Below are 26,400 nucleotides of genomic sequence, written 5' to 3'. Positions count from 1 at the left end.
AATGTCAACATCAGGGAGCCAGACGATGAAAGTGTCCCGTGAGCAATTTTTGGAGAATCGCGAACGCATCCTCGAAGTCGCGAGCAAGATGTTTCGAGAGAAAGGGTTCGATGGCGTCGGCGTCGCCGACATCATGAACGGCGCCGGCATGACGCACGGCGGCTTCTATCGCCATTTCGCGTCGAAGGAAGACCTCGCCGCGAAGGCGAGCGAGGCGTCGATGGCGCGCACGGTCGAGAAGTGGCGCGAACACCGGCAAAGTCATCCCGATAGCGCGCTCGCGACGCTCATCGGCCAGTACCTGTCCGAGCGCCATCGCGACAGCCCCGGCGAAGGCTGCATGCTCGCCGCGCTAGCCAGCGACGCCGCGCGCGAAGGCCCCGAAATCCGTCAGCGCTTCGCCGACGGCGTGACGGCGATGATTCAATCGCTCGAGCCGTTGATTCCAGGCGAAGCCGGCGCCGACACGTCCGCGAGGCGCCGCATGGCGATCTCGACGATGGCGGAACTCGTCGGCGCGGTGGTGCTGTCGCGCGCGGTTAGCGACGAGGCGCTATCGAAGGAAATTCTCGGCGCCGTTTCTGACGATTTGCAAGCAGTGTGCGGCAGCCACTGACTCAGTCGGCCAAAGCTGCGCCCCGCTCCGTCAGCAACTGCCGCAGTATTCCGCGGTGGCAGCGGCTTTCGTCATCGCAATAGCAGCCGACCGAAAAATGCGTGCCCTGTGAAAGCACCGCGAGCAAATCGAGCACCTTGCTCGCATCGCCTTCGTTCATTTCCGCGCGGAATTTTCGTACGAACGCATTCCACTCTCCATCGCTCGCCGCCTCCTTGCCTTGCGCCATGAGTCCGGCGCTCGGCGATAGGATCGGCAGCCACACGTCGTAGTAATCGCGCGTCGCGAACTCCGCCTTCGGCACGCCGCGCGGGGGCCGACGCACGGTGCCGATGCGCGTACCCTCGCCGGCCGCGCGGGGACTACCGAGCTGGACGATGCGGATGCTCATAGCGTGTTCTTCATCCCGAGCACCTCGATCTTCGCGATCGCAGGGGGCGCCACGAACAGCGTCTCGGCATTGGCCATCAGCGCCTTGGCGATTTCGCCGTCGAGATGCGCCTGACGGTCGGCCTCGCTGTGGAATGCGTCGAACACGCCGAACACGTGATCGGACAGTTTCAGCGCAAACCAGATCGGCGTGGTGTGTTCCCGATTCGCCATCTCCAGCCCTTTCTGCAAAAACGCTTCCACTTCGGCTTCCTTGCCGGGCTTGGCTTCAAAGCGTGCGAACAGTGCGTGCTGAATCATCATCTGTCTCCGGTTGAGTGTGCATCGCTAAGGTTGCGACGGTTCACACATTATCGGCTCAAGATGAGCAGCACGAGCGTCGAGCGGAGGGGATGCCGGCGGCGTCACGTAGCACACGTGGCGCCCCGCCGGCTGAGGAAGGGAATGCGCGAAATCAGAAGCGCTTGAGCGCGCGGATCTTCGCGACGCGCTCGAACAGGTCCAGGCTTTCGAATGCCATACGGTCGTGACTTTCGCGCGCATCGCCGAGCGAATAGTGCTCGATGCGCGCGATCAGATCGCGTGCGGTGAGGAGCGCGCCGTTGAACTCGTCGAAGCATGAGGCGCGTCCCGATCGGACGAGCACATGCAGCGCCGCGACGATCAGCACTTCGTCGTCTGTCCAGCGCACGTAGGGCTTTTCGCGCAGCGAGTACAGGAAGCCGGGGCGGCCGTCCTCGTCGATCAGCGTCACATAGCGGTCGCCGATGTAGAAGCTCAGCGAGTCGATGTAGTCGATTTGATCGATCACCTGCTCCAGCGCCCGCTGCAATCCGCCCTCGCTAAACAAGCGTTCGATCGCCGCGCGAACCTGCACGAAGTACTCCGCTTCGCTGCGCTGCCACGCGGCATTTACGCCGACGATTTCCGCCATCACCGACGCGCCGGCGGCAACTTGGCCGACGCTGATCCAAGCGTCGCCGCCGCAATCGATCTTCTCTTGCGAAGCCGGCCGGATATGCAGGCGTCCGTGCGCGTTGATATAGAGGGACAGCAACGAAGCGCCGCCCGGCGCCCGCGACGGCACGACCGGCAGCGTCTCGACGCGCAGCTCGCGATGGCGCCGCAACACCGCCAGCGCGGCGCGGTCGTACGCGCCGAGCGCCTGCTGCATTTGCTCGAGCGGATAGACGCCGCCGTGCGTGAGCGCGTCCTCGGCGGCGTCGCATGCGACCTCGCCCGCGTACGCGTCGGCCTGCAGATCGTCGGTCCAGCACGAATGATGGCTGCGCGCGAATGAATGTGCTTTCAGCTCCATTGACGCTCTCCCCCGTTTTGAATGGCAAACATCCGATTGATATGCGCACGGGCGGCATCGCCGGCGGCTTTCGAAACCATTCGCTGGAACGCGCAAACGGTGCGTTCCAGCGAACGGCTGTAGCCTTAGATTTCACCTATCGAAAACGCCGACTACAACTGCTAGTTCTGACAGTTACAGCGTTTCTTTGCGCACAGATGAAAATTCCCGAGCATGCTCATCGATCGCACGGGGGCCGATTTGCATCACCATGTTGGTGCGGCGCGAAAGGTCGCCGCGTGTCGCCATTAAGCGACGGCAAACATTACCGGCGCGGCAGCCGGCGCCGCCTGGAAGGCGCCAAACATTGCCGGAAACCCCTGGTTTTCCAGCATCTGTCTCCCCCGCGCTACGTGTGGTAGCCCACATCTGCTGCAAGCGCGATCCAGCATGATTAAACTTAAGACGTAGTGTGCTGGGCGCGCCGGAAAACACGTCGCGCGAGGGTGCGAGCGCCGGTTTCTTACGAGAGAATCGGCCGCGCACGGCCCCGCGCCGCAGTCCCGCCGCATCCAAGCCCGGCACCGTGGCTCGTCGGGGATGCCGCCATGAACCGCCCTCTCGCTCGATTGCCTCGCTTGCCGTTGCGCGCCATCGCCACGATGCCGCTCGGAAGGCGCCTGAAGTGGCTACTGCTGCTCGTCGCGGCGGTGGTGATCGGGATTGCCGCGCATTTCGTCGACATCGAAATCGAAACGTCGCGGCTGCAGGCGCGCTATCTGTCGGACCTCGCGCGCAACCTGAACTATTCGCTGGATCAGGGCCCGAGCAACAGCATCCACTTCCCCGCAGGCGGCCCCTACGATGTGCGGCTCGGCTACGCGGAACTGCCCAGCTTCATCGCGCGACTCACCGAACGCGGCTTCGCGATCACGAACCAAGCGCGCGATTCGAAAGCGATGCTCGATCTCGCGAACCGCGGCCTCTATCTTCCCTATGACGAGAAGGACCGCGCCGGCCTCCAGCTATTCGACGCGACAGGCGCGCCGCTTTACAGCGCGCGCTATCCGATCCGCACCTATGACAGCTTCGAGCAAATTCCGCCGCTCGTCGTCGACGCGCTGACGTTCATCGAAGACCGCTATCTGCTCGACCCCAGTGCGCCCTACCGCAACCCCGCCATCGACTGGGGGCGCTTCTCGCGCGCGTTGATGGACCAGGCCGTGCGCCTCGTCGATCGCCATCAGGCGACGCCGGGCGGCAGCACGCTCGCCACGCAGATCGAGAAGTTCCGCCACTCGCCGAACGGGCGTACCGCGACGCCGCCCGAAAAACTGCGGCAGATCGCTTCGGCATCGGTGCTCGCTTACCTCGACGGCCCCGAAACGCTGCCCGCGCGCAAAGAGATTCTGGTGCACTACCTGAACACCGAGCCGCTTGCCGCGCAGCCCGGCATCGGCGAGATCGAAGGTCTCGGCGACGGTCTCGCCGCCTGGTACGGACGCGATTTCGACGAGGTCAACCGGATTCTCGCCGACGCCAACGCCGAAACTGGCAACGGCCCGATCGCCCCCGGCGCGCTCGACGCGCAAGCGCTCGCGTTCAAGCAGGTGCTCTCGCTGCTCGTCGCGCAACGCGCGCCGTCGTCCTTCCTGCGCCCCGGCAACTCCGCACTCGAGCCCCTGACCGACAGCTATCTGCGCGTGCTGGCAGCCAACGGCGTGATCTCGGCGCCGCTGCGCGACGCCGCGCTCGCCGCGCATCTCGAACTCAAGCGCAAGACGACGCTGCCGCCCCCCGATTCGTTCATCTCGCGCAAGGCGGTCACTTCGTTGCGCGCGCATCTATTGAGCACGCTCGGCGTGAAGAGCTTCTACGATCTCGACCGGCTCGATCTCACCGCCCGCGCGACGCTCGACAACGCGGTGCAGCAGGCCGTGAGCGACCGTCTCGCGCTGGCCGCGACCAAGGACGGCGCGCAAGCCGCGGGCCTCTATGGCTTCGAGATGCTGCGCCCGGGCGACGACCCGTCGAAGATCACGTTCAGCTTCACGCTGTACGAGCGGCGCAACGGCGAGAATCTCGTACGCGTGCAAACCGACAGCGTAAACGAGCCGTTCGACATCAACCAGGGCGCGCGCCTGAACCTCGGCTCGACCGCGAAGCTGCGCACGATCATCACCTATCTGCAGATCGTGACGGCACTGCATGAGCGCTATGCGTCGATGAGCAATGCTGAATTGAAGCAAGTCGAACCCGATCCGCTCGACAATCTGACGAAGTGGTCCGTCGACTACTTGCTGCACACGCCGGATCATTCGCTCTCGGCGATGCTGAACGCGGCGACCGAACGCAAGTATTCGGCGAGCGCCGGAGAAATGTTCTACACGGGCGGCGGCGAGCAGACCTTCACGAACTTCGAAGCCTCCGACAACAGCCAGATCCTCACCGTGCACCGCGCGTTCCAGCACTCGGTGAACCTCGTGTTCGTGCGTCTGATGCGCGACATCGTCCACTATGAAATGATCCAGGCCGCGGGGCCGTCGCAGAGCTGGTATGCCGATCCCGCGGTACGTCAGGCGTATCTCGCGCAATTCGTCGATCAGGAAAGCAAGGTCTATTTGCACCGCTTCTACACGCGCTACTACGGCAAGACACCCGACGACGCGCTCGCCACGCTGCTCGAGCACGTGCACAAGTCGGCGAAGCGAGTCGCGACGGTGCTGCGCAGCGAGGCGCCCGACGCATCGATCACCTGGTTCAGCGCGCAGATGCGCACCGCGCTCAAGGGCACGCCGGATGCGTCGCTCGACATCTACGATCTCTCGCGGCTCTACGAGAAATACGGCATCGACAAGTTCAACCTCAACGACCGCGGCTATATCGCGAAGGTGCATCCGCTCGAACTGTGGACCGTGAACTATCTGCGCGAGCATCCGAAGGCGACTGAGGCGCAAGTGCAGGACGCGAGCCGCGACGTGCGTTTCTACACGTACAAGTGGCTCTACAAGACGCGCTATCACCTGACGCAGGATCGGCGCATCCGGCACATGGTCGAGCTGCAGGCGTATCAGCGGATCGGCCAGTCGTGGCGCGCGCTCGGCTATCCGTTCGAGACGCTCACGCCGTCGTTCGCGGCAGCGATCGGCGCATCGGGCGACCGGCCGGCGGCGCTCGCGAAATTGATCGGCATCGTCGAAAGCGGCGGCAAGATGCTGCCGACCGAAAGCATCAGTTCGCTCGACTTCGCAACCGGCACGCCATACGAAACCCACTTGGAGCATGCGAGCCAGCCGACCGATCCGGTGCTGTCGCCGGAGATCGTCGGCGTCGTGCAGGGGTTGTTGCGTGACGTCGTGACCGGCGGCACGGCCAAGCGCCTCGCCTACGGCATGCCGCTCGCCGACGGCAAGACGCTAGACGTGTACGGCAAAACCGGCACCGGCGACCAGCGCTTCGAGGTGTACGCGCCGGGCCACCGGCTGATCGAGTCGCGCAAGGTCAACCGCACGGCGACGTTCGTGTTCGAGATCGGCCAGCACTTCTACGGCACGCTGACCGCGTACGTGCACGAGCCGTATGCGGCGCACTACGAATATACGAGCGCGCTCGCGGTGCAGCTGCTCAAGTCGCTCTCGCCCGCGCTGCAGCCGCTGATCGGCCGCGACGACAAGACGGCGAACACCACCGAGCGATAGGCACGCTTCAGCCGATACCGTCGCCGTTTGGCGCAATCGGCGCAATCGCCGGACGTTGCGCCGTGCGGCGCAGCGCGACGTCGAATGGATTGGTTCGCGGTCCGATCGCATCGGCTTGGCGCTTGAGCAATTCGACGACCGTCGGCAGGCGCTCCGGCGTCAAGCGGCTCGCCAGCGTGCCGACGCTCAACGCCGCGACGGCCACACCCGAGCGGTCCAGAATCGGCACCGCCGCGCCCGCCATGCCATCCAGCACCCCGCTGTTGCTGCCCGCGTAGCCGAGCTGGCGAACGCGCTCGATCTCGGTGCGCAGATACACCTCGTCGAGCACGCCATAGCCGCGCAGACGCGGCACGTTGAAGTGAATGATCTCTTCGCGTTCCGCTTCGGGCAGGAACGCGAGAATCGCGAGACTGCCTTGCCCGACGCCGAGCGCGACGCGCCCGCCGATATCGCCGGTGAACGAGCGAATCGGGAACGGGCCTTCGCACATGTCGAGGCAGACGGCGTCGAACCCGCTTCGCACGAGCAGGAAGATCGTATCGCCGAGGCTCGCGCACAGCCGCAGCATTGCCGGACGGCAGAGCGTACGCAGGCCGCTCGGGTTGCTCGCTTGCGCCGCCAGCGCGAAAAAATCGATGCCGAGGCGATAGAGCTTCGAGTTGCCGTCTTGCTCGACGACGCCTTCGTCCGCGAGCGATTGCAGGATGCGGTGCGCCGTGGCCTGCGTGAGCCCGGCCTCCTTCGCGATGCGGGTGACGCGCGCGCCTTCGGCCGGCGCATGCGCCAGCGCGCGGATGATCGTGAACGCGCGTTGCAGTGCGCCGGGCGCGGCGGGTGTGCGATCCGCTGTACCGCCTTCGGACCCGGGCTTCATTCGATCATCGGCAGAGTTCATCGCTTTTCTCGTGTCTTTATTCCATTAGGCGGAATCATATAGAGTTTTTTAACCGCCGATAACTCCTACGCTCAAGCCCCTACCAGACGCAGCCTCTCCGCATTTACCCCTACTTTTCCGGCCTTTCCTGCCAACCCTAGCAACGGAATAAGGCTTGTGGCCCTGATCTTTTTATTCCGCTAAACGGAATTTTTTTAATTTTCATCCCGTTGAACGGAATTTGAAATTGACGCTGCGTAATTTGGCTGGCTAGAGTCGCTTCACCGGCAATCGTCCGCCGACGCACCCAGAGGCCAGACCATGTCGTTCCTCACGCTCACCGATCTTTCGAAGTCGTACGGCAACCTGCACGCCGTCTCCGATCTCAACCTCTCCGTGGAAAAAGGCGAGTTCGTTTCGCTGCTCGGCCCGTCCGGATGCGGCAAGACGACGACGCTGCAGATGATCGCGGGATTCATCGACGTGACGCGCGGGCGCATCGCGCTCGACGGCCGCGACATCACGCACGTGAAGCCGAACCAGCGCGGGCTCGGCGTCGTGTTCCAGAGCTACGCGCTCTTTCCGCACATGACGGTCGCTGAAAACGTGAGCTTCGGGCTCGAAATGCGCGGCGTCGCCAAAGCCGAGCGCGCCGGACGGATTCGCGACGCGCTCGGCCTCGTGCGTCTCGACAAGCTCGGCGATCGCTTTCCGCGCGAGCTGTCGGGCGGGCAACGGCAGCGCGTCGCGCTGGCCCGCGCGCTCGTCATCGAGCCGCCCGTGCTGCTGCTCGACGAACCGATGTCGAATCTCGATGCGAAGCTGCGCGAGGACATGCAGTTCGAGCTGCGCGCGATCCAGCGCAAAGTCGGCACGACGACGGTGATGGTCACGCATGATCAGGCCGAGGCGCTGTCGATCAGCGACCGCGTCGTCGTGATGGAGGCCGGCCGCATCACGCAAGTCGATACGCCTTACCACGCCTATGAACGTCCGCAAACGCAGTTCGTCTCGCAGTTTCTCGGCAAGGCGAACATGCTGCCGGGCGTCGTCGTGCATGCCGCCGACGATCAAATCCGTATCGACCTCGGCCACGATCTGATCGAGACGCGCGATGCTTCGTCTACGCAACGCGCCGAGCGCGCGCTTGGCCTCGGCGACGCCGTCACGCTCTGCATCCGCCCGGAAAAGCTGCGCCTGTGCGCGCCCGATGCGGGCCGCCTCGCCGCGCGCGTCTCGAGCCGCTTCTTCCTCGGCAGCCAATGGCTCTACCGCGTCGACAGCAAGCTCGGCGACATGCTCGTGTGCTGCCAGAACGAGGGCGGCGAGCCGTTCTCGGAAGGCGATGCGGTTGGCGTCGATTGGACGAGCGATGCCGTGCGCTTCATCGAAGAGGACGCCCGCCATGCCCACTAGCACGACCAGCACGCTGCGCGCCGCGGCGGCGGCCGACGCTGCCAACGTTACAGCCTCCTCGTCATCGAAAGCACCGTGGCATGCGTTCGTCCCCGCGTGGCTGCTGTGCGCCCCTGCATTCGTGCTGTTCGCGGTGCTCGTGCTCGTGCCGCTCGCGATGACGCTCGTCCTGACCTTCTACCGATTCGACCCGCAAAGCGGCCCAATCGCCGCGTTCCAGTTCGGCAACTACGCCCACGTACTCGGCTCGTCGTACTACCACGAGATTTTCGCGCGCACTTTCGGCATCGCGATCGTCACAACGCTGCTGTGCGTGGTGATCGGCGCGCCCGAGGCGTATGTGCTTTACCGCATGCACGACCCATGGCGCTCGCTCTTCCTGCTCGCGATCCTCGCACCGCTCCTGGTGTCGGTCGTGGTGCGCGCGTTCGGCTGGAGCATGCTGCTCAATACGAACGGCCTCGTGAATCAGGCGCTCGGCGTGTTCGGACTCGGCCCCTATCGGCTCGAATACACGAAGTTCGCGATCGTCATTGCGCTCGTGCACGTGATGCTGCCGTTCATGGTCATTCCCGTCTGGACCTCGCTGCAAAAGCTCGACCCGCAGACGGAAAACGCGGCGCTGTCGCTGATGGCGTCGCCCGCGACGACGCTGCGCCGCATCGTCCTGCCGCAATTGATGCCGGGCATCCTGTCCGGGAGCTTGATGGTGTTCGGTCTCTCCGCAAGCGCGTTCGCGATTCCGGGTCTCTTGGGCGGACGGCGTCTCAAGGTTGCCGCCACCGCCGTCTACGACGAGTTTCTGAGCTCGCTCAATTGGCCGCTCGGCGCAACGCTTGCGGTGCTGCTCCTGATCGCCAATCTCGCGATCATGCTCACGTATTACCGCATGCTCGAACGGCGCTATCAGCGCAGCATGGGCTAACGGCGCGAGGACTGAAGCTATGAGAAAAAACGGCCCTATCGCGCTGGCGTTTCACACGCTCGTGATTCTTTTCGTGCTCGCGCCGCTCGTGATCGTCGTGCTGGTCGCCTTCACGCCCGACGAAACACTGACGCTGCCGACGCACGGCTTCTCGCTGCGCTGGTTCCACGCGATTCTCGACTACCCGGATTTCATCAGCGCGTTTTTCAATAGCGTGAAGCTCGCGTTTCTGTCGGCGACGCTGTCGCTTGCGATTGCCTTGCCTGCGGCACTCGCGATCGGACGGATGCGTTTTCCAGGACGCAGCGTGTTGAACGGCCTGCTGCTTTCGCCGCTCGTGATTCCGAGCCTCGTGCTCGGCATCGCCTTCCTGCGCTTCTTCGCGCTGATCGGCGTCACGGGCTCGTTCGTGTGGCTCACGATCGCGCACATCATCATCGTCACGCCGTTCATGATGCGGCTCTTGCTCGCATCGGTGGCAGGGCTCGAACGCAGCGTCGAGCACGCCGCCGCTTCGCTCGGCGCCGATCCGTGGACGACGTTCAAGCGCATTACCCTGCCGATGATCATCCCCGGCATCACCGGCGGCTGGCTCCTCGCATTCATCAACAGCTTCGACGAGCTGACGATGTCGATCTTCGTCACGTCGCCGCAAACCATCACGCTGCCGGTGCGCATGTACATGTACGCGACCGAATCGATCGACCCGATGATGGCGTCGGTCTCCGCGCTCGTGATCGCCATCACGGCCGGCGCGATGCTGCTGATCGACCGCGCCTACGGCCTCAATCGCATTCTGGTCGGGCATCACTGATGACTTCCTCAGCCCCCTCGTCTTTCATGGCACCTACCTCGCCCGATATCGACGTCAACGGCGAACGCCGCTCGCATGCGAGCGGCGGCGGTCCGCAGTTCGTGCGCGTTGCCGAGCAAGGCCGCGCGCCGGTCGCTTTCATGCTCGATGGCCGCAGCGTCAGCGCGCTCGCGGGCGACACCGTGTTGACCGCGATCCTGCTCGAAGCCAAGCGCGTGCGCGACAGCGAATTCAGCGGCGCGCCGCGCGCCGGCTTCTGCCTCATGGGCGCGTGCCAGGACTGCTGGGTGAGAACGGAAGACGGTGTGCGGATACGCGCGTGCTCGACGCTCGTCGAAGCCGGCATGCGGATCGTCACGCGCGCGCCGGATGTTCAGCAGCAGCATGCCGAAGCGGAGCCCTCCCGATGAGCACAACATCGAACAACGCCCCTCGCATCGTGATCGTCGGCGCGGGTCCGGCCGGCGTGCGCGCCGCCGAGACGCTCGTCGCCGCGGGGCTCGCGCCGATCGTGCTCGACGAGAACGCGCGCTGGGGCGGGCAGATCTATCGTCAGCCGCCGGCAACGGGCGGCTTCAAGCGCTCGAAGCGCACTCTGTATGGCTTCGAGGCGAACAAGGCCCAAGGCGTGCATGCGGCCATGGCCGCGCTGCTGCCGCACATCGACTACCGGCCCGACACCCTCGCGTGGGGCATCGGCGCGCAGCGCATCGATACGCTTCGTGCAGGCCGCGCGCAAAGCGTGCCGTTCTCACACCTCATCATCGCGGGCGGCGCGACCGATCGCGTGCTGCCGCTGCCCGGCTGGACGCTGCCCGGCGTCTATACGCTCGGCGGCGCGCAGATCGCGCTGAAAGCGCAAGGCTGCGCGATCGGCAAGCGCGTCGTGTTTGCCGGCACGGGGCCCCTGCTCTATCTGGTTGCGTATCAATACGCGAAGGCGGGCGCGCAGGTCGCCGCAGTGATCGATACGAGTTCGCTCGCGCAGCAAGCGGCCGCTCTGCCACGCCTCGCGAGCAATCCTTCGACGCTCGCTAAAGGGCTCTACTACGCAGGATGGTTGCGCGCGCAAGGGATTCGCGTCGTGCGCGGCGCGACGCTCGTGCGTATTCGCGGCGGGCGCAGCGTTACCGGCATCGAATGGCGCGCAGAAGGACGAGTGGAAGGACGCGCGCCGCTCGCGATCGATTGCGATGCAATCGGCCTTGGCTTCGGCCTGCGCCCCGAAACGCAACTCGCCGATCTCGCCGGCTGCGCGTTTCGTTTCGAATCGAGTAGCCGCACATGGCTGCCCTCGCTCGATGAGGCAGGCCGCAGCTCGGTGGCTGGAATCTATCTCGCAGGCGATGGCGCGGGCATCTCCGGCGCCGATGCGGCGGAACTCGCGGGACGCCGTGCGGCGCTCGCGCTGATCGACGATCTCGGCGTAGCACGCCCGCGTATGCAGGACCTCGAAAGCGACGCCGCAATCGCACACCGCATGCAACGCATCGCCGCATTCCGCGCGGGACTCGACGCCGCGTTCACGCCGCGCGAACCCTGCGCGTCGCCCTGGCCCGACGAGACGCTCGTCTGTCGCTGCGAAGAAATCGACGCGGGCGCGTTGCGCGCGTGCATCCGCAACGACGGCGTCACCGAGATCAATCGGCTAAAGGCGCTGACGCGCGCCGGCATGGGACGCTGCCAAGGACGCATGTGCGGCGAAGCGGCCGCGCTGCTGCTCGCCGAAGAAACCGGCCGCCCGCTCGAAGCGGTCGGCCGCCTGCGAGCGCAAGCGCCGATCAAGCCCGTGCCGATCTCGCTCGCGCTTCATTCCGGCGTCGTCCCCGAAATCGCCGAGGAGGCCCGCGATGAATGACGGCACGCACTACGACGTGGCGATCGCGGGCGGCGGTCTCGTCGGCGCGTCGGCGGCTTTGAATCTCGCGAAGCGCGGCTTGCGCGTCGGCCTGTTCGAGCGGCGCTTCTGCGGCGCGCAGGCCAGCGGCGTGAACTACGGCGGCGTGCGCTGCCAAGGACGCCCCGCCGAACAACTGCCGCTCGCGCTGCGCGCGCGCCGCGTATGGGACCGCTTGCCGGAGCTGATCGGCAGCGACGGCGAGTTCGTCGTCTCGGGACACTTGCGGCTGGCGCGCAGCGATGCCGATCTCGACGGGCTCCACCGCTATGCGCAGATGGCGCGCGAGCACGGGCTCGATCTGCAGGTGATGGCGGGCGACGCATTTCGCCGCCGCTATCCGTGGCTTGGCTCGCGCGCCGTCGGCGGCTCGCTGTGCGCGCGTGACGGCCACGCGAATCCGCGGCTCGTGTCGCCTGCTTTTGCGCGCGCGGCACGGGAGGCCGGCGCCGACATTCGCGAAAACACCGCGCTAACGGCGGCGGTTTTCGACGGCGCACGTTTCCAGCTGCGCACGAGCGAGGCGTCCTTTACCGCCGATTGGCTCATCAACTCGTCAGGGGCATGGGGCAACACGCTCGCGGCCCAGTTCGGCGAAGCGGTTCCGCTGGAACCGATCTACCCGAACATGTGGGTGACCGAGCCGCTGCCCTTGTTCATCACGCACAACCTCGGCGTGTTCGGCGGCGGCATCTACGCGCGGCAAGTCGAGCGCGGCAATGTCGTGATCGGCGGCGGGCGCGGAAGCGGCAACGGCGAATTCGGCCAGCCGTCCACCGACACCACACGCAGCGTGATGCGCGACGCCTGCCAGTTGCTGCCGCTGCTCGAACACGCGCTCGTGATTCGCACGTGGAGCGGCGTCGAAGGCGCGACGCCCGACGACAACCCGATCATCGGCGCGAGCTCCACGACGCCTCGGCTGTTGCATGCTTTCGGTTTTTCCGGCGGCGGGTTTCTGCTCGCGCCGGGCGTCGGCGAAGTCCTTGCAGACCTCGTTGCCGATGGCGCCACGGCAACGCCCATCGACGCGTTTTCGATCGAACGCTTCACATGTGTTGACGCAACACCATCGCTTTCCGCTACGCATCAGGTGCAGTGAATCCGCTCTTCAGGAGACTATATGAACTACCCCCACGCTCACATTCGTTCGCTGCCCCCCGAGGGGGCCCGATGCCTCCCTTGGGGCGGCCCGGCGGGAGGCATCATGAAACTGATCAAAACGATCGCGGCAGCCGCGGCTTTGTGCGGCCTGACCGTCGCCATCCCCGCCTTCGCGCAAAGCAAGACGATATACATCGGCATGAACGGCGGCCCGATGGAAAAGGCCTACACGAGCCAGGTGCTGCCCGACTTCGAGAAAGCCAATAATGTGAAGGTCGTCGTCGTGCCGGGCACGTCGTCGGACATTCTCGCGAAGCTGCTCGCGAACAAGAGCAATCCGCAGATTCACGTCGTGTTTCTCGACGACGGCGTGATGGCGCGCGCGGTCAGCATGGGCGTGTGCAAGAAGCTCGACGATGCGCCGGTCCTCAAGGAACTCTATCCGTTCGCGCGCATGAAGGACGACATGGGCGCGGGCGTGCAGCTCGGCATGACGGGCATTGCGTACAACACCAAGCTCTTCAAGGAAAAAGGCTGGACGCCGCCCACCTCGTGGCTCGACTTCGCCGATCCGAAATACAAGGGCAAGGTGGTGTTCCAATCGGCGTCGAGCAGCACGTTCGGCCTGCATGGATTCCTTGAAATCAACCGACTGTGGGGCGGCAGCGAGCAGAACGTCGAACCGGGCTTCACGAAGTGGCAAAGCACGGTCGGGCCGAACGTCGTCGAATACATTCCGAACTCGGCGAAGATCTCGGAGATGGTGCAAACGGGTGAAGCCGGCTTGTTCCCGCTCACGCCGACCGGCGTCGGCGATCTGCAGGACAAGGGCATCCCGGTCGCCTATGTGAGCCCGAAGGAAGGCCCGGTGCTGCTGCTCGTCGATCTGTGCGTCGTCAATAACAATCCCGATCCGCAGCTTGCGCAGAAGCTCGCGCAATTCCTGCTGTCGGCGCCGGCGCAGACCAAGGCCGCCATCGCGGGCAAGCAGATTCCGACCAACCGCCTCGCGACGATGCCCGCTTCGATGCAGCAAAGTCTCGGTAACGTCGACGAGCTGGTGAAGAAGGTCAATGTGGTTGATTGGGATGTGATCAATGCTCACCGCGCACAGTGGGATGCGCGGTGGAATAGCCAAATCGAGCGTTAGTCGGGCTCGGATGCCGATATGACGGCAACGGCGCGCGGCATGGGCGAGCAATCGCGCAGGCTGCGCGCCAACTGCAGTGAGATTCTCTTCGTACCGCGCTTTACGCCGCGCCGCTTTTGTCCCGCATATAAGCGCGGCGACCCAATTCAAAACCAACGATATCCGTATTTCGCGGTTGATTTTTCATTACGCAGTGCAGTGAAAGCGATGGGACGGAAGCGGCTACCGAGGTGTCCCGGTACGGCCACCACAAGCCGTTCGCTCACAGGCTGGAGCTGGCATTTAAACGTCGGCGCCACATTGGAAGCTGGCGTATCTACATCCAGCATTCCAGTCACGCTGTAGCGCCTTCGATCAGAGACAGACGTTTTTCAGGACCACGTTCGGAAAAAATGCTCTCCGCCCCGACTCGGTCAAACTGCGATCACGACCTTTCCGATGGTCCGTCCTGATTCAACGAGCTCGTGGGCCACCTTCATCGTTTCGGCCTTCAGACCGTCCAGTCGTGTCGTCGCGATCGGCTTCACTCGCCCTTCCAGAACGAGGTCTACGAGGGTTTCGAGAATGCGTCCCTGCTTTTCGGGGGCGCTGCCGTGGATGATCCTGCTGAACACCATCTCCGTGTGGAGCGATGCCGCCTTCATCACGAGGGGGCTCACGTTGAGCGAAGGGCCTGCGTCCACGATCGAGAGGTGTCCGAACGGTCGCAGCACTTGCGCGATCCATCCGATATTTTCGGTGCTCTTGGCAGTGGAGAGCACCCAATCGACGTGCGCAATGCCAGCCGCGGTCAGTTGCGCGATAACGTCGCCGGCGTGATCCACTACAAGATCGGCGCCCATTTCGCGGCACCACTCTTTGGACGCGGGGCGCGACGCTGTGCTGATGATGGACGCCTTGGTCCTGGCCTTTAGGAGCTGGGTGGCAAGCGAACCGACAGCCCCGGCGCCGCCCAGGACGAGCACACGATCCACGCCAGCCGGGAGCGAGTCCTGATCGCGGAAAACAGCCTCCCATGCCGTCAGGGCGCCGATGGGCAAACTCGCCGCATCGGTGAACGAGAGCCGATCGGGAATGAGGGCAACAATCCGGTGATCGACGGCCACACGCTCCGCCCAAGCACCGTCGCGCGTCATGTCGCCAGTGCCGAAGACCCGATCGCCGACCTTGAAGCGCTCGACCGCAGGGCCCGTTCCGACCACGACGCCGGCCAACTCCCAACCCAGCAGAACACGGCCACCGGGTTCGGCGGTTTTCATCCTGCGGATGGCCGCTTCGCCGGGATTGATACCTATGGCGCGAACTTCGACCAACACGTCTTGGTCACGCAGCGCCGGTTCTTCGACATCCGTAAGATGGATCGCGAAGTCAGCGAGGCTGTGCGCCTTTTCATAAACGAGAGCTTTCATAGAACGAACCTTCTCAATGGAAAGCCGGGTTGCCCGCCGCCCGGTGTTGAAACGGAGTGTCAGACAGGATCGGGCGACAGGCGCTGTGGTCACATGCCGGCCAAAGTGCCCCAGCCACCGCTGACGAAAAGCGTATCGCCAGTGATGTAGGAGGCCCGCGGCGACACGAGAAAGGCGATGGCTTCCGCCACCTCCTGCGCCGTGCCGGCCCGGCCTTCGAGCGGCACTGAGGAGACGATCTGCTGGTCGGTGATACCCATCGCGTCGGCGATGGTCTTGCGGGCCGCACTACCGCCGGGGGTGAGGATCGGGCCGGGCGACACGATGTTGACGCGCACACCCTTAGGGGCCAGTTCCTTGGCGAGCGCTTCCGACCAGTTGTTCAACGCAGCCTTGGCGGCGCCGTAGTGCGCCATCGGGCCGCCGCGCGCGATGCGGCCGCCGGCGGTGACATTGACGATCGAGCCCTTGGTCTTCACCAGCTCGTCCAGCGACGCGTAGGTGATACGCAGCGCGGCCAGGAAGTTGACGTTCAGACTATCGACCCATTCCTCGTCCGGAATTGCGGTCGAGGCCGGCAGGTGGAGTCGGGAGGCGCCGGAGCTGTTGACCAGGATGTCGAGGCCGCCGAGCGCGGCGATTGCCTCCTTCGCCACCTTCTGCGCACCTTCCAGCGTGCGGGTGTCCCCGGAGATAAACGTTGCGTCCTTGGGCGTTTCGGCGTGTGTGTTCCGGGCGGTGACGACGACGGTTGCTCCGCCATCGATGAGGCGCTGCACGGTAGCCGCGCCGATGCCACGCGACCCGCCGGTAACAAGGGCGCGGCGGCCGGCAAATTCTTTGGTGAGATCGAGAAGATATTCGGACATGAAACCATCCATTTGCAGTGGAGGTTGGGATATTCCCGGCGTATCAGCCGCCCTTGGCGCGGGCGAGTTGATCGAGGATAGGAAAGAGGTGATCTGGTTCGGGACGACGCGTGTAGTCGGGATTTAACTCGGCGTATCCGCTGCCGCGCCGAGCGCGAGCCGGCCGATTTCACGGCCATCCGAAGGATTGATCGAGGCGAACGTTTCGCCGGAAATGGCGTCGGCCCATTGGCCGTCGATGAAATGCTGCTTGGGCCCATGCAGGAACGCAGGTTGGGCCTCCAGGGTTTGCTGATTCATGGTGTTACTCCTAGTCTGGTTGACGCCCAAGACTAAGGTGGCCGCAGCGGATCAGCCAGCAAGATTCTCCGGAAATATTGCCTAATTGTCTGGCTAGCGGGTTTCGCCGATGCGCGACACCAAGTGTCCGCGTTATGATTTATCGTGGAATTCAAACCTGATTTGCCTGGCCATGCTCAAAAACCTGACGGCTTCAATTGAACGATTCTGCGGAGATGTCGAGGGGGTGTGCGGAACCCCCATCCCCGAACTGAGGCTATTTCGGGCAACGACTCCGGATGCCCCCTTTGAGCGTTCAACTCCCAAGATGCTCGAACCGGCGCTGTGCGTGGTCGTGCAGGGTTCCAAACAGGCGACCTTGGGTGTCATGCCGTTCCTTTACGAGGCCGGGCAGTACTCAATCGTGTCGGTCGATCTGCCGGCGACCAATGTTCTTGTACATGCCACGGCGAAGCGCCCGTTTCTCGGCCTAATGTTGAAGTTCGAGATGAGCATACTGAGCGACATGCTGCTGGCCGTGCCGGTAGACGGAAAACGGCAATTGCCGAATCTGGGCATGATGACGAGCCCGTTGACGACTGAACTGACGGACTGCCTGACCCGACTGGTCGGTGCGTTGGCCAATCCTCAAGACGCGGCCATACTCGCGCCCCTCATCGAGCGGGAAGTGGTGTATCGACTGTTATGCGGTCCACAGGGCGCCTTGATCCGGCAGATCGCGCAGGCCGACAGCCGGCTGTCGCAGATCCGGAAGGCCATCGAGTGGATCAGGGTTCACTATGCGTCAGCCATCAAGATCGACGAGATCGCCGAAGTCGCCAACATGAGTCTCTCGACGTTCCACGAGCACTTCAAGGCGGTGACGTCGATGACTCCGTTACAGTATCAAAAGCATTTGCGATTGCACTCGGCGCGGCGCCTGATTATCACGCGACAGCTCGATGCTGGCGCCGCGGCCTTCGCGGTGGGTTACGACAGTCCGTCCCAATTCAACCGGGAATATAAGCGGCTGTTCGGAGAGCCCCCACTTCGCGATGCTATGCGACTTCGTGATTTGATCACTGCCGAGGCGTAAACCTTAAACAATCTGACCTCGACTTCAGGCTCATCTTGCCGACACATCGCTAGCAGTGCCGAGAGGCGTGAGGGAGTAATAACGGGCGATGTACCCAGGAAACCGCCATATTACGGACACTAAAAACACTAAAACCCCCAATCCAATTTCAATTCATTCGGCTAGAATTGGCATCCGAATCTTCGCCGCAAATTTGCCTTAACCGGGAAATCAACCGGAAAACGAGGAGAAGTAAATGCCATATATCTACGGAGATGCCGAATCTCTGGAAAAATTACCGACCGTCGGCAACAAACAATGCGTCGCGCTCGTCAAGCAATTTGCCGGAGCACCGGCCTCGTCGTTATGGCACGAAGGCGAAAACGTCAAAGGCAACCTGTTACTCAAGAAAGGCACGGCAATCGCGACATTCGTCGACGGCCGCTACCAGAATCACGCTTCCGGCAATCACGCCGCCCTGTATGTCGGCCAAGACGCGGGCGGCATCATCGTCGTCGACCAGTGGTCGACGAGCGGCACGATCAAGAAACGGCGTCTGCCCTTTCTCGGCAAGGACAAGAACGGGCATTTCATTACTCCGAGCAACAACGGCGACGCATTTTCCGTGATCAAATAAACATGAATCCCGTACACGCTTTTATTTTCCCCTCGGTGCTGGCGGCAACGGCATTCATTTGTTTTCCGGCAATGGCGGATGAGAATCCGGTTTGCCCCGCCAAAATATCCGTCGCGCAAAATCTCGACGGCAACGCACCTGAAGGCTGGACACGTTACGACGCGAAAGACGACTATCCGTTTTCGGGCGTTTCCTTCTGGTCCGGCACGCCCGATCAAAAGGCCCAATTGGCGCCCTCGCAGCAAAAACGCAATCACGCTGCAAGCACGACGGCCACCTGGATACTGCCGAAATCGGAAACCGCCTATTGGGTCGGCTGCGAATATTCCGGAACGAGCGTCATCCTCGCCAAGCCGCTGGAAAGGAATATCGACCGTTGCACGGTCGAATATGACAACCGCTTTACTCCTCCGGTAGCCAAGAGCTGGCGTTGCGTTGGAAAACCTTGACGACGCGCTGAGTGACCGGGGCGCTCACCGCCCCGCCGTCCGCGCCTGCACTAGAACCATCACGCTTCGATAACCTTGCGAACTTCACCGCACCATCAGCTCGACGTGTGGCTGTTGCCGACACTCCCTCATTCGCCGGCTCCAGCCGCACCCTATCTGGACCTGCTAAGCAACGCGGAGCAAGAGGCTGCACAACGGATCTTGATCGCCAGCGAGAAGACTCTGTTCATTCGGTCCAAGGCGTTTCTACGATCGCTGCTGCACACCCGCACGCACGTTCCTCCCAATCAGTGGTGCTTCGGCAGCAACGCGTTTGGCCGCCCGTTCGTTGAATCGCCGCCGGCGTACCGTCACCTGCATTTCAACGTCTCGCACACGTTGGGGCTCACTGCCTGCGTGATCTCGGAGATTGCCCAAATCGGGATCGACGTCGAAAACGTCACGCAGGAAAGAGATTTTCTCGCCATGGCGCGAGGCTTTTTTGCATCAAGCGAATCGGAACGGCTCGCGGCGACACCCGAAGCCGAACTGAGCCGCAGCTTTTACGCCTATTGGACCCTAAAGGAGGCGTACGTCAAGGCTAAAGGCATCGGCCTGTCCATGCCGTTGTCGTCTGTGTCGTTCGATCTGTCCGATACGCCGCGCGTTGCATTTCATGCCGACGAGGAAGCGCATCCGGACGGCTGGCGCTTCCTGAGCACACCGGTTACCGACGAGGCGATGCTTGCACTAGCTGTTGGGATCGATGCGGACGCCGAGGTGCAAGTCGCGATCCATTGGGCCGCACCCGAATTCCTTGGCGGCTTGAGCGTCGAATCGACCTACACATGTGCACTCCGCCTGATCCGGTCGACGAGTTGCGTCAGTACCCGGCCCGGGCCGACTTCGACGAACTCCGTTTCGCCTTGATCGAGCAAATAGCGAATCGTATCGGTCCACCGCACGGGAGACGTCAGCTGTTGCTCCAGGCCTGCACGCATGCCGCCTGCTACATACGGCCTTGCGCCGACGTTGGCGATAACCGGCGTGACGGGCTCGCGAAACGCCACTGCCGCCAATCGATTGCCGAACTCGGCGCGCGCGTCTTCCATCAAGGGCGAATGAAATGCACCGCTCACATTGAGCTCTACGCACACCGCGCCAAGGCGATCCCCCAGCCACTGCAACGCCGCGCGCAATTGCTCTGTCTCGCCCGAAATCACGGTTTGCGTCGGCGCGTTGAGATTGGCGACGTAGACGCGATCGAGCTTCGCCTCACGCAACCCGGCACGGATGTCCTCCTCGCCGATGCCCAGAACCGCCGCCATGCCGCCCTCGCGCGCCTCGCTCATGAGGCGGCCGCGCAGCATCGTCAGCTCGACGCCCGTGGAGAAGTCGATCGCGCCGGCGGCATGGAGCGCGTTGTACTCCCCAAGGCTATGGCCGATGAAGTATCGCGGCTTCGAGCCGCCTTCCTCTTGCATCGCCAGATAGTGCAACGCGTTGACCGTGAAGAGCGCCGGCTGCGTATAGCGGGTGTTGTCGAGCTTGCCCTCCGCGTCAGCCACGCACAGCGCCTCCATCGAGTAGCCGACGATACGGCTCGCCACGGCCGCTTCGCTCGGAAACCGCGCGAACAGCTCGCCTCCCATGCCCTTCTTTTGCGAGCCCTGCCCGGGAAACATGAATACGGACATACGTTTTCCTCGTTACGTGATCCGCCGCGCGCAGCCGCGCCGCCCCGTCAGTCGGCCGGCTGACTCAACCGGTCCGCCAGCGCTTGTGTCACGGCGCGCCGGTCGATCTTGCCATTGCCGTTCAACGGGAACCGGTCCATGAAGACAACTTCGCCGGGCAGCATATAGTCGGGAAGCCGTTGCCGCAGCTCGCCGATCAAGCGCTGGCCGTCGCGCTCGTCCCGCCCGCCGGCCTCGCACACTGCAATGAGGCGCTCGTGCGGCGCCAGCGGCGGCCAGGGCACCGCCACGGCGTTCGCCTCGGCGTTGCAGGCACGCAGCGCCTGCTCGACTTCCCCGAGCTCGATTCGATAGCCTCTGACCTTCACCTGATGATCGACGCGTCCGACGAAACGCAAGCAACCGCGCGCATCGAAGAACACCCGGTCACCCGTTCGATAAAAACGTTGGCCGCTCGATACGTCTTCGACGAAGCGCTTTTCGTGCTCTTCAGGCGAGTCGAGATAGCCCAGCGCCACCTGCGGCCCGCCGATGCACAGCTCGCCGATTTCCTCGCCGGCGACCACCACCCCGCTCTCGTCCCGCACGCTTGCGTGAAGCCCCCGAAACGCGCTGCCGATCGGCACGACGTGCTCGTCGGCAAGCGACCGGTCGTCAGCACTCCACACATACTCGGTGCAGCAGATCGTGGCTTCCGTCGGGCCGTACAGGTTGACGAGCTTCCCGGCAGGCGCGGCCGCCTGCCATGCGCGCGCGGCCTTGACGATCAGCGCTTCGCCGCAGAAGAAACTGAACCGCAGGCCGCCAAAGGCGCCTGGCTTCAGCTGCCGTGCCGCCTGCATCGCCGTCACGGCGGACGGAACGGAAAACCACACCGTCAGACGTGAGCGATCGATATAGCGCGCGGGCAATACCCTATCGCCGCCGGAAGGCACGCAGATGCAACCGCCGGCCTCCAGGCACGCGAAGACGTCGAACACCGACAGATCGAACGTGAAATCGAAGTTCTGCGAGAAGCGGTCGGTCGCCTTGAAGGCATACCGGTCCGCCATCGCATCGAGAAAATGCCGCACGTTGCCGTGGCTCACCATCACACCCTTAGGGCGCCCCGTACTGCCGGACGTGAACAGCAAATAAGCCGGCGTATCGCGATGCACCTCCAGCGCGAGCGCTTCGCTGGCCAGCGCTTTGCTCTCCAGCGTTTCGGGCGCCACCCGCCTGAAAGCATGCGATGGCCACGCTTTCTCCAAGGCTTCGACTTGAGCCGCCGCGTCTTCTTCGGCCAAGCCGGCCACGCCGACAAGCACGGTCAAGCGCCGGTCCATGTGCGCCAGCACCGAGGGCAACGCACGCACGCCCTCCTCGTCGGCAAAGATCAGCGATGTGCCGCTGCGCTCGATCATGTCGGCAAGGCGGACTCCCGGCGCCGAGCAGGACAACGGCATGTAGCCCTTGCGGGCCGCCAGGATGCCCAGCATGGCCGCATAGCCATGAAGGCTCTTGCCGGCCAGCATGCCGACCCAAGGCGAGGCGGCGCCATCCGGGCCGCAGGCCCCGACGGCGCCGGCGATGGCGAGCGACAGCCTTTGCAGATCGCCGTAACTGCAGGTCCGATCCCCGAAGTCCAGCGCGATGCTGGCGGGACTCGCCGCCGCACGCTCGAAAAGGCCCGCGTGCACGGCGTGGCATGTCGTTTCTACGTTACCGCTCATGGGCCCTCATCCGTCTCTCGTTGATGTGCCGGCAATTGGCGCAGGAATCGGCGCAGGAATCGCCGCGCGCTCGCTTGCCGCGCGGCAACCTCTCAGTTGCCGAAGTGCTCCGCGATATGCGCGGGTGTCGCAAAGAATTGCGTCGACATCTTCTGGTCCGGCACGCTCACGTCCAACTCGACCTCGAGCGCCGTGATGAACTCGACGAAGGTGACCGAGTCCAGGATCCTCGAATCGAACAGCGGCGTGTCCGGCTCGATGCGAATTTCCAGCTTTTTCCGCGCCACGATTGGCTCCAGGATGCCGATCACCTTGGCGATGAACGCGTTCTTTTCTGCAATGTCGTTTTCCATGACTCAAGCCTTTACATATTTTGGCGACAGCCCCCAGTTCATCTCGATGCAATGCTCGAGAATTCGAGGGTAGTAGTCTTCGTAGTCCGGAACGCTGTCCATGCCCACGCCAAGAGCGGCGTTCAGCTTGTCCCGCTTGAACACTTTCGGGCAGAAGCATTCCTCCGCGCAGCTGTCGAGGATTCTGACCACCTTCATGAACTCCATGTTCTCGATCGTCAGGATCGTCTTCTTGTAGAGCTGATAGGTCGGCCATGTGACGATGTCCGGCGAGTTGTACGAACCTTTGCGCCACGACGCCGAATGCTTCGCGTAGGTCTGCGCCGTCAGCTCGAGCCAGCGCTCTGTCGTCGGCGATCGTTCCCCGGCGCTGATCTGGTACGTATCCCCGCCCTTGAAGTGCTTGCCGAACAAAGTCATGAAGCATTCGGCGGAGTAGTCGTACGGCAGGAAATCCAGCGGACAGCTCGGGATGCCCGGGAAGCAGGGCGCGATGCCCCTGTACATGAACATCAGGTAGCGGTGTATCGCCCCGTAGTCGTTCACATAGCCGTCGCGCAAACATCCCATCAGCAGCGACATCCGATAGACCGTAATCGGCAGGCGCGGCATGTACTGGCGAATCAGCAGCTCGGCTTCGTACTTCGACTCCTCATAGCCCATCGTGACGAAACCGTCGCTGTGCTCCAGCTCGTGCTCGAAGATGTTCCCGCTGCGCCGCCCCGCCACGTAGAGCGTGCTCACGTGCGCGAATTTCCTCAGGCGCGCGCAATCGGTTGCCAGACGAAGGACGTTGCGCGTGCCCTCGACGTTGATGATGCGGCAGCTGTCGAGCGGCTCGTCGAAGTCGACGGTCGCTGCGCTGTGCATGATCTCCTCGACGCGCTCGCACAACGACTGTGTCTGTGCGACGGACAGACCCAAGTGCGGCTTCGTGATGTCGCCGGCGAGCGGCGTGAAGCCCGGCACGTCCTCCGGCTTCAATTCGCCGTCCGATGCGATCGCAAGAAGCTTGGTCCATCGCTCCTCGAGCTTTTGCGGATCGCTCGCGCGGATCAGTGCGACGACTTCCTTGTCCTTGTGATCGCGCAACAGGATGCGGAGTATCTCGACTCCGAAGGCTCCTGTCATTCCCGTAACAAATAACATGCGGTATCCCCTGCCCTAAGTGCCTTAAGTTCCCTAAGCCTCGAGAATCATGCAGCCCCAATGCGCGCCGAGCCCGAACGTGTAGAGCATCGTCAGGTCGCCTTCGGCAAGACGCCCTTCGGCGGCCGCATCCTTGAGGTTGATGAAGTTGTCGGCGGCGATCGAATGCCCCATCTGCGCGATGTTGCCGGTGTACACGTTCTCGATCGGATAGCCGATCAGGTCACTCAGGATCTGCCAGCTGCGCAAGCTGACGTTGTGCGGAATCATCAGCGAGATGTCGTCGAGCTTCATGGCCGCCTTCTTCAGCGTCTTCTGGACGATCCGGCTGCCGGTGGTGAAGTACGACGCCATCATCTCGTTCTGGCGGCGATCGCTGTCCCAGTAGTAGCCGCGCGTCATCGCCTCGTACGTGACGATGCGGTTGCGCGTCTCGCCGCGCTTGACGACGACGGCGCACGCCGAATCGCTGACGACGTTGTAGACGACTTCCCGCTTGTAACCATCGGGAAATTTGTCGACGTTCACACACACGGCGATGTCCTTGCCTTCCTCGATCATCAGAGCCCGGGCAGTCCAGATCGCCGTCATGAGCGAGGAGCAACTGACTTCGCACAAACCCATCGTCTTGGCGTTGACGAGGCCCAGCTCATCCTGAATCCGCGCGCTGGAATTCATGAACTGCTGCAGATGCCGGTTCTCGTCAGTTGTCGGCGCCGAGTAGCTCGGCGGCACGAGCGAGCTCTCCGAGATCGCGGTCGCGTTGATCAGGAGATCGACGTCCGCGGGATCGATATTCGCGCGCTTGAGCACGCGGTCGACCACTTCGGCGGCCGCCGCCGTGGCAGGACGATCCCACATCAGGCCGTACTCGAAGCCCAGCTCTTCCATGGCCTCGGGCGTGCTGATCAGCAGCCCCTTGTCGTGCAGCTCGCGCACTGAATGGCGAATCGGCGGCACCAGGTACTCGATGGCATGGATGCCGAACACGTTCGATTGATCGTTGGTCGACATGCTTACCGCCCCGCCATGTTCGAAGACTTATTGATCGGAATGAAGGCCCGCACGCGCGCCTTGTAATCGTCGAACTGCTTGTCGAACTTCTGCTTCATTGCCTTGGATTCGCAGGTTGCCAGGTAGATGTTGAAGCAGATCATGTAGGCGAAAATGCCCGCGATGAGGTAAGACGCGTACTCCGGATAGATCGACATGCTCGGGAAAATCACGAAGAACGCGCCAATCTCGAACAGGATCGTCCCGGTATAGAGGGGATGGCGCAGGCGCGAATAAATACCGTGGCTGACGATGGTCGTCTCGGGCAAGTGATAGCCGGCCCAGGTGTGATAGCGGCCGAGCGTCAGCTTGGCGGCCATCACGAGCGAGGCGCCGGCCGCGGTGACCGCGAGCGCGACGATGTCGAACCATTCGATGGACTTCAGCGTGACGAGCAGGTACGCGTACAGAATCAGCATCGCCAGGGAAAGCAGCTTCATCAGAGAAGTCCACGGTCCGGTGATGAGCGGCTTCATGCCTTTCTTGTGCCGAATGTCGAAGACGTAGAAGACGAATAGTGCGAACACGGCGAGCGCTACCGCCCGGAATAAGGTAATCATGTTTTTGCCTGTTAGGATGACTATGGAATATGAAAAGATTCTTTGAATCCGAATGCAGGTCGACGCTGCGCCTGCGGCCTCACGGCCTTGCTGCGTCAGTGGACGGAGAGCCTCATCTTGTCCAGGAACGCGCGTGCATTCGCGCGCCACGCATTCTCGACTTTCACTCGCTGCGGGATCGCCTGCGCTTCCTGCGCAATCACCGTCGGATCCTTGATGCCGATCTTCTTGTAGACGACAGGCGAATAGAGGCTCTTCACCGCAACCCGGCCATAGTCGTCCAGAAGCTTAGCGATCAGCTTCATCTCGTCGTGAAGTCCCGCTGCTTCCGCGCGTTTGACGCAGCACTCGATCACTTCGCGGTCGAACGCCATGTGACGCGCTTCTTCGTCATGGTGAAAGCGATGAATCTGCCTCACCGTGACATCGAGCCGCTCGTCGCGCATCGCGTTGGTGTTCAAGTAGTCGAGGAACATTTCCAGGACGAAGACGCGGCCAAAGAACAGCAGTTCGGCGCCGACATCGCTCAGCCTGGGCTCCTCCACCTGAATGGCGTAATCCTTCATCACGCCGTCCCCGTAGCGATAGCAATAGCCCGCGAGCATGTGCGTGTGGGCATTTTCTTCGTGAATGAAATGCTGCAGGTAATCGCCGATATCCCACGAGCCGCCGAACCTCGACGGCACGTAGAGCCGCTCCTCCAGGCCCTGCACGAGCTTTCTTTCGCCGTGGATGTTGATGGAAAAGAAGTTGATCGTCTCCAGCAGCCCCAGTTTCCATTTCTGCTCGGCGCTCAGGCTGGCGTAAATGGGATGGTGGTAGAGACTCAGCAGCTCCTCCGGAAACTGCGGACGATTCCGGTCCAGCTCCGCCTGATAAGCCACGCGCGTAAACGGCTGATGCAATCCCTTGGCGGGACTGAGCGAAATGGACGAAAGCCGCTTAGCCACCTCGTTCAGCCCGGCTTGCCCAAGCTCTAGCGTATCCATATGCAT

The 26,400-nt window shown here is 63.1% G+C and carries 27 protein-coding genes; 13 read left to right on the top strand and 14 right to left on the bottom strand.

What is annotated here, in order from left to right; all coding sequences use genetic code 11:
* Positions 1-25: 25 nt before the first annotated feature.
* On the top strand, positions 26-616 hold the full coding sequence (locus AAHK20_RS00655) for a TetR/AcrR family transcriptional regulator (RefSeq protein WP_449179497.1): 591 nt from the start codon (positions 26-28) through the stop codon (positions 614-616).
* Position 617: 1 nt separating this feature from the next.
* On the opposite strand, the gene AAHK20_RS00650 is transcribed toward AAHK20_RS00655, so the two are convergent.
* The 3 genes from AAHK20_RS00650 to AAHK20_RS00640 form a co-directional block, all read right to left on the bottom strand.
* A complete protein-coding gene (locus tag AAHK20_RS00650; protein ID WP_449179496.1) occupies positions 618-1,007 on the bottom strand; it encodes a DUF488 domain-containing protein in 390 nt (129 codons plus the stop codon).
* Positions 1,004-1,306 (bottom strand): putative quinol monooxygenase, encoded by a 303-nt coding sequence (locus AAHK20_RS00645; protein WP_449179495.1) that lies wholly within the window; start codon positions 1,304-1,306, stop codon positions 1,004-1,006. The genes AAHK20_RS00650 and AAHK20_RS00645 overlap by 4 nt, the downstream gene beginning before the upstream one ends.
* A 154-nt stretch (positions 1,307-1,460) precedes the next feature.
* Positions 1,461-2,324 (bottom strand): hypothetical protein, encoded by an 864-nt coding sequence (locus AAHK20_RS00640; protein WP_449179494.1) that lies wholly within the window; start codon positions 2,322-2,324, stop codon positions 1,461-1,463.
* Positions 2,325-2,911: 587 nt separating this feature from the next.
* Between AAHK20_RS00640 and AAHK20_RS00635 the strand changes: the two genes are divergently transcribed.
* On the top strand, positions 2,912-6,001 hold the full coding sequence (locus tag AAHK20_RS00635; RefSeq protein WP_449179493.1) for a transglycosylase domain-containing protein: 3,090 nt from the start codon (positions 2,912-2,914) through the stop codon (positions 5,999-6,001).
* A 7-nt stretch (positions 6,002-6,008) separates the two neighbouring features.
* On the opposite strand, the gene AAHK20_RS00630 is transcribed toward AAHK20_RS00635, so the two are convergent.
* Positions 6,009-6,878, bottom strand: a complete 870-nt coding sequence (locus AAHK20_RS00630) for an IclR family transcriptional regulator (protein ID WP_449180034.1) — start codon at positions 6,876-6,878, stop codon at positions 6,009-6,011.
* A 321-nt stretch (positions 6,879-7,199) separates the two neighbouring features.
* Between AAHK20_RS00630 and AAHK20_RS00625 the strand changes: the two genes are divergently transcribed.
* The 7 genes from AAHK20_RS00625 to AAHK20_RS00595 all read left to right on the top strand — a co-directional run bounded on the left by AAHK20_RS00625 (position 7,200) and on the right by AAHK20_RS00595 (position 14,184).
* A complete protein-coding gene (locus AAHK20_RS00625; RefSeq protein WP_449179492.1) occupies positions 7,200-8,294 on the top strand; it encodes an ABC transporter ATP-binding protein in 1,095 nt (364 codons plus the stop codon).
* Positions 8,284-9,219 (top strand): ABC transporter permease, encoded by a 936-nt coding sequence (locus tag AAHK20_RS00620; RefSeq protein ID WP_449179491.1) that lies wholly within the window; start codon positions 8,284-8,286, stop codon positions 9,217-9,219. Before AAHK20_RS00625 ends, AAHK20_RS00620 begins: the two co-directional genes overlap by 11 nt.
* Positions 9,220-9,238: 19 nt before the next feature.
* Complete coding sequence (locus AAHK20_RS00615) at positions 9,239-10,033, top strand: ABC transporter permease (protein WP_449179490.1); 795 nt, start codon at positions 9,239-9,241, stop codon at positions 10,031-10,033.
* 26 nt (positions 10,034-10,059) lie between these two features.
* A complete protein-coding gene (locus AAHK20_RS00610) occupies positions 10,060-10,443 on the top strand; it encodes a (2Fe-2S)-binding protein (RefSeq protein ID WP_449179489.1) in 384 nt (127 codons plus the stop codon).
* Positions 10,440-11,891 carry an FAD/NAD(P)-dependent oxidoreductase gene (locus AAHK20_RS00605; RefSeq protein ID WP_449179488.1) on the top strand — a complete coding sequence of 484 codons (1,452 nt, stop codon included), beginning with the start codon at positions 10,440-10,442 and terminating at the stop codon, positions 11,889-11,891. The genes AAHK20_RS00610 and AAHK20_RS00605 overlap by 4 nt, the downstream gene beginning before the upstream one ends.
* On the top strand, positions 11,884-13,032 hold the full coding sequence (locus AAHK20_RS00600; RefSeq protein WP_449179487.1) for an NAD(P)/FAD-dependent oxidoreductase: 1,149 nt from the start codon (positions 11,884-11,886) through the stop codon (positions 13,030-13,032). The genes AAHK20_RS00605 and AAHK20_RS00600 overlap by 8 nt, the downstream gene beginning before the upstream one ends.
* Before the next feature lie 105 nt (positions 13,033-13,137).
* Positions 13,138-14,184: an ABC transporter substrate-binding protein gene (locus AAHK20_RS00595; protein WP_449179486.1), complete on the top strand. Its 1,047-nt coding sequence runs from the start codon at positions 13,138-13,140 to the stop codon at positions 14,182-14,184.
* Between the two features lie 413 nt (positions 14,185-14,597).
* Here AAHK20_RS00595 and AAHK20_RS00590 read toward each other — a convergent pair whose 3' ends face one another.
* From AAHK20_RS00590 to AAHK20_RS00580, 3 genes are all read right to left on the bottom strand, one after another.
* Entirely contained in the window at positions 14,598-15,593 is a 996-nt protein-coding gene (locus tag AAHK20_RS00590; RefSeq protein ID WP_449179485.1) for a zinc-binding alcohol dehydrogenase family protein, read from the bottom strand.
* Between the two features lie 89 nt (positions 15,594-15,682).
* Positions 15,683-16,462: an oxidoreductase gene (locus AAHK20_RS00585; RefSeq protein WP_449179484.1), complete on the bottom strand. Its 780-nt coding sequence runs from the start codon at positions 16,460-16,462 to the stop codon at positions 15,683-15,685.
* Between the two features lie 123 nt (positions 16,463-16,585).
* Positions 16,586-16,762, bottom strand: a complete 177-nt coding sequence (locus AAHK20_RS00580; RefSeq protein ID WP_449179483.1) for a hypothetical protein — start codon at positions 16,760-16,762, stop codon at positions 16,586-16,588.
* 109 nt (positions 16,763-16,871) lie between these two features.
* Between AAHK20_RS00580 and AAHK20_RS00575 the strand changes: the two genes are divergently transcribed.
* The 4 genes from AAHK20_RS00575 to AAHK20_RS00560 all read left to right on the top strand — a co-directional run bounded on the left by AAHK20_RS00575 (position 16,872) and on the right by AAHK20_RS00560 (position 19,811).
* Complete coding sequence (locus AAHK20_RS00575) at positions 16,872-17,837, top strand: AraC family transcriptional regulator (protein WP_449179482.1); 966 nt, start codon at positions 16,872-16,874, stop codon at positions 17,835-17,837.
* Positions 17,838-18,072: 235 nt separating this feature from the next.
* Positions 18,073-18,453 carry a BPSL0067 family protein gene (locus tag AAHK20_RS00570; protein ID WP_449179481.1) on the top strand — a complete coding sequence of 127 codons (381 nt, stop codon included), beginning with the start codon at positions 18,073-18,075 and terminating at the stop codon, positions 18,451-18,453.
* 2 nt (positions 18,454-18,455) lie between these two features.
* Positions 18,456-18,902 carry an STY0301 family protein gene (locus AAHK20_RS00565; protein WP_449179480.1) on the top strand — a complete coding sequence of 149 codons (447 nt, stop codon included), beginning with the start codon at positions 18,456-18,458 and terminating at the stop codon, positions 18,900-18,902.
* A 75-nt stretch (positions 18,903-18,977) separates the two neighbouring features.
* The gene (locus AAHK20_RS00560) at positions 18,978-19,811 is read left to right on the top strand and encodes a 4'-phosphopantetheinyl transferase family protein (RefSeq protein WP_449179479.1); all 834 of its coding nucleotides are present in this window, start codon (positions 18,978-18,980) and stop codon (positions 19,809-19,811) included.
* Here AAHK20_RS00560 and fabD read toward each other — a convergent pair.
* From fabD to AAHK20_RS00525, 7 genes are all read right to left on the bottom strand, one after another.
* Positions 19,724-20,578 (bottom strand): ACP S-malonyltransferase, encoded by an 855-nt coding sequence (fabD, locus tag AAHK20_RS00555; protein ID WP_449179478.1) that lies wholly within the window; start codon positions 20,576-20,578, stop codon positions 19,724-19,726. The genes AAHK20_RS00560 and fabD overlap by 88 nt on opposite strands.
* A 47-nt stretch (positions 20,579-20,625) precedes the next feature.
* Positions 20,626-22,290 (bottom strand): amino acid adenylation domain-containing protein, encoded by a 1,665-nt coding sequence (locus AAHK20_RS00550; RefSeq protein WP_449179477.1) that lies wholly within the window; start codon positions 22,288-22,290, stop codon positions 20,626-20,628.
* Between the two features lie 92 nt (positions 22,291-22,382).
* A complete protein-coding gene (locus AAHK20_RS00545; RefSeq protein WP_449179476.1) occupies positions 22,383-22,643 on the bottom strand; it encodes an acyl carrier protein in 261 nt (86 codons plus the stop codon).
* 3 nt (positions 22,644-22,646) lie between these two features.
* Positions 22,647-23,774, bottom strand: coding sequence for an SDR family oxidoreductase (locus AAHK20_RS00540; protein WP_449179475.1), 1,128 nt, complete (start codon positions 23,772-23,774; stop codon positions 22,647-22,649).
* Positions 23,775-23,825: 51 nt separating this feature from the next.
* Positions 23,826-24,806 carry a 3-oxoacyl-ACP synthase III family protein gene (locus AAHK20_RS00535; RefSeq protein WP_449179474.1) on the bottom strand — a complete coding sequence of 327 codons (981 nt, stop codon included), beginning with the start codon at positions 24,804-24,806 and terminating at the stop codon, positions 23,826-23,828.
* 2 nt (positions 24,807-24,808) lie between these two features.
* Positions 24,809-25,405, bottom strand: coding sequence for a methyltransferase family protein (locus tag AAHK20_RS00530; protein ID WP_449179473.1), 597 nt, complete (start codon positions 25,403-25,405; stop codon positions 24,809-24,811).
* Between the two features lie 95 nt (positions 25,406-25,500).
* A complete protein-coding gene (locus tag AAHK20_RS00525) occupies positions 25,501-26,394 on the bottom strand; it encodes a diiron oxygenase (protein ID WP_449179472.1) in 894 nt (297 codons plus the stop codon).
* Positions 26,395-26,400 lie beyond the last annotated feature (6 nt).

It is taken from the genome of Trinickia camelliae, from assembly GCF_053525655.1.
This window is presented reverse-complemented; position numbering and strand designations above follow the sequence as displayed.

What these genes read in the sequence shown, in the direction of transcription:
- AAHK20_RS00655 (WP_449179497.1), top strand. Translation starts at nt 26, where the DNA reads ATGAAAGTGTCCCGTGAGCAATTTTTGGAGAATCGCGAACGCATCCTC.
- AAHK20_RS00650 (WP_449179496.1), bottom strand. Translation starts at nt 1,007, where the DNA reads ATGAGCATCCGCATCGTCCAGCTCGGTAGTCCCCGCGCGGCCGGCGAG.
- AAHK20_RS00645 (WP_449179495.1), bottom strand. Translation starts at nt 1,306, where the DNA reads ATGATTCAGCACGCACTGTTCGCACGCTTTGAAGCCAAGCCCGGCAAG.
- AAHK20_RS00640 (WP_449179494.1), bottom strand. Translation starts at nt 2,324, where the DNA reads ATGGAGCTGAAAGCACATTCATTCGCGCGCAGCCATCATTCGTGCTGG.
- AAHK20_RS00635 (WP_449179493.1), top strand. Translation starts at nt 2,912, where the DNA reads ATGAACCGCCCTCTCGCTCGATTGCCTCGCTTGCCGTTGCGCGCCATC.
- AAHK20_RS00630 (WP_449180034.1), bottom strand. Translation starts at nt 6,878, where the DNA reads ATGAAGCCCGGGTCCGAAGGCGGTACAGCGGATCGCACACCCGCCGCG.
- AAHK20_RS00625 (WP_449179492.1), top strand. Translation starts at nt 7,200, where the DNA reads ATGTCGTTCCTCACGCTCACCGATCTTTCGAAGTCGTACGGCAACCTG.
- AAHK20_RS00620 (WP_449179491.1), top strand. Translation starts at nt 8,284, where the DNA reads ATGCCCACTAGCACGACCAGCACGCTGCGCGCCGCGGCGGCGGCCGAC.
- AAHK20_RS00615 (WP_449179490.1), top strand. Translation starts at nt 9,239, where the DNA reads ATGAGAAAAAACGGCCCTATCGCGCTGGCGTTTCACACGCTCGTGATT.
- AAHK20_RS00610 (WP_449179489.1), top strand. Translation starts at nt 10,060, where the DNA reads ATGGCACCTACCTCGCCCGATATCGACGTCAACGGCGAACGCCGCTCG.
- AAHK20_RS00605 (WP_449179488.1), top strand. Translation starts at nt 10,440, where the DNA reads ATGAGCACAACATCGAACAACGCCCCTCGCATCGTGATCGTCGGCGCG.
- AAHK20_RS00600 (WP_449179487.1), top strand. Translation starts at nt 11,884, where the DNA reads ATGAATGACGGCACGCACTACGACGTGGCGATCGCGGGCGGCGGTCTC.
- AAHK20_RS00595 (WP_449179486.1), top strand. Translation starts at nt 13,138, where the DNA reads ATGAAACTGATCAAAACGATCGCGGCAGCCGCGGCTTTGTGCGGCCTG.
- AAHK20_RS00590 (WP_449179485.1), bottom strand. Translation starts at nt 15,593, where the DNA reads ATGAAAGCTCTCGTTTATGAAAAGGCGCACAGCCTCGCTGACTTCGCG.
- AAHK20_RS00585 (WP_449179484.1), bottom strand. Translation starts at nt 16,462, where the DNA reads ATGTCCGAATATCTTCTCGATCTCACCAAAGAATTTGCCGGCCGCCGC.
- AAHK20_RS00580 (WP_449179483.1), bottom strand. Translation starts at nt 16,762, where the DNA reads ATGAATCAGCAAACCCTGGAGGCCCAACCTGCGTTCCTGCATGGGCCC.
- AAHK20_RS00575 (WP_449179482.1), top strand. Translation starts at nt 16,872, where the DNA reads ATGCGCGACACCAAGTGTCCGCGTTATGATTTATCGTGGAATTCAAAC.
- AAHK20_RS00570 (WP_449179481.1), top strand. Translation starts at nt 18,073, where the DNA reads ATGCCATATATCTACGGAGATGCCGAATCTCTGGAAAAATTACCGACC.
- AAHK20_RS00565 (WP_449179480.1), top strand. Translation starts at nt 18,456, where the DNA reads ATGAATCCCGTACACGCTTTTATTTTCCCCTCGGTGCTGGCGGCAACG.
- fabD (WP_449179478.1), bottom strand. Translation starts at nt 20,578, where the DNA reads ATGTCCGTATTCATGTTTCCCGGGCAGGGCTCGCAAAAGAAGGGCATG.
- AAHK20_RS00550 (WP_449179477.1), bottom strand. Translation starts at nt 22,290, where the DNA reads ATGAGCGGTAACGTAGAAACGACATGCCACGCCGTGCACGCGGGCCTT.
- AAHK20_RS00545 (WP_449179476.1), bottom strand. Translation starts at nt 22,643, where the DNA reads ATGGAAAACGACATTGCAGAAAAGAACGCGTTCATCGCCAAGGTGATC.
- AAHK20_RS00540 (WP_449179475.1), bottom strand. Translation starts at nt 23,774, where the DNA reads ATGACAGGAGCCTTCGGAGTCGAGATACTCCGCATCCTGTTGCGCGAT.
- AAHK20_RS00535 (WP_449179474.1), bottom strand. Translation starts at nt 24,806, where the DNA reads ATGTCGACCAACGATCAATCGAACGTGTTCGGCATCCATGCCATCGAG.
- AAHK20_RS00530 (WP_449179473.1), bottom strand. Translation starts at nt 25,405, where the DNA reads ATGATTACCTTATTCCGGGCGGTAGCGCTCGCCGTGTTCGCACTATTC.
- AAHK20_RS00525 (WP_449179472.1), bottom strand. Translation starts at nt 26,394, where the DNA reads ATGGATACGCTAGAGCTTGGGCAAGCCGGGCTGAACGAGGTGGCTAAG.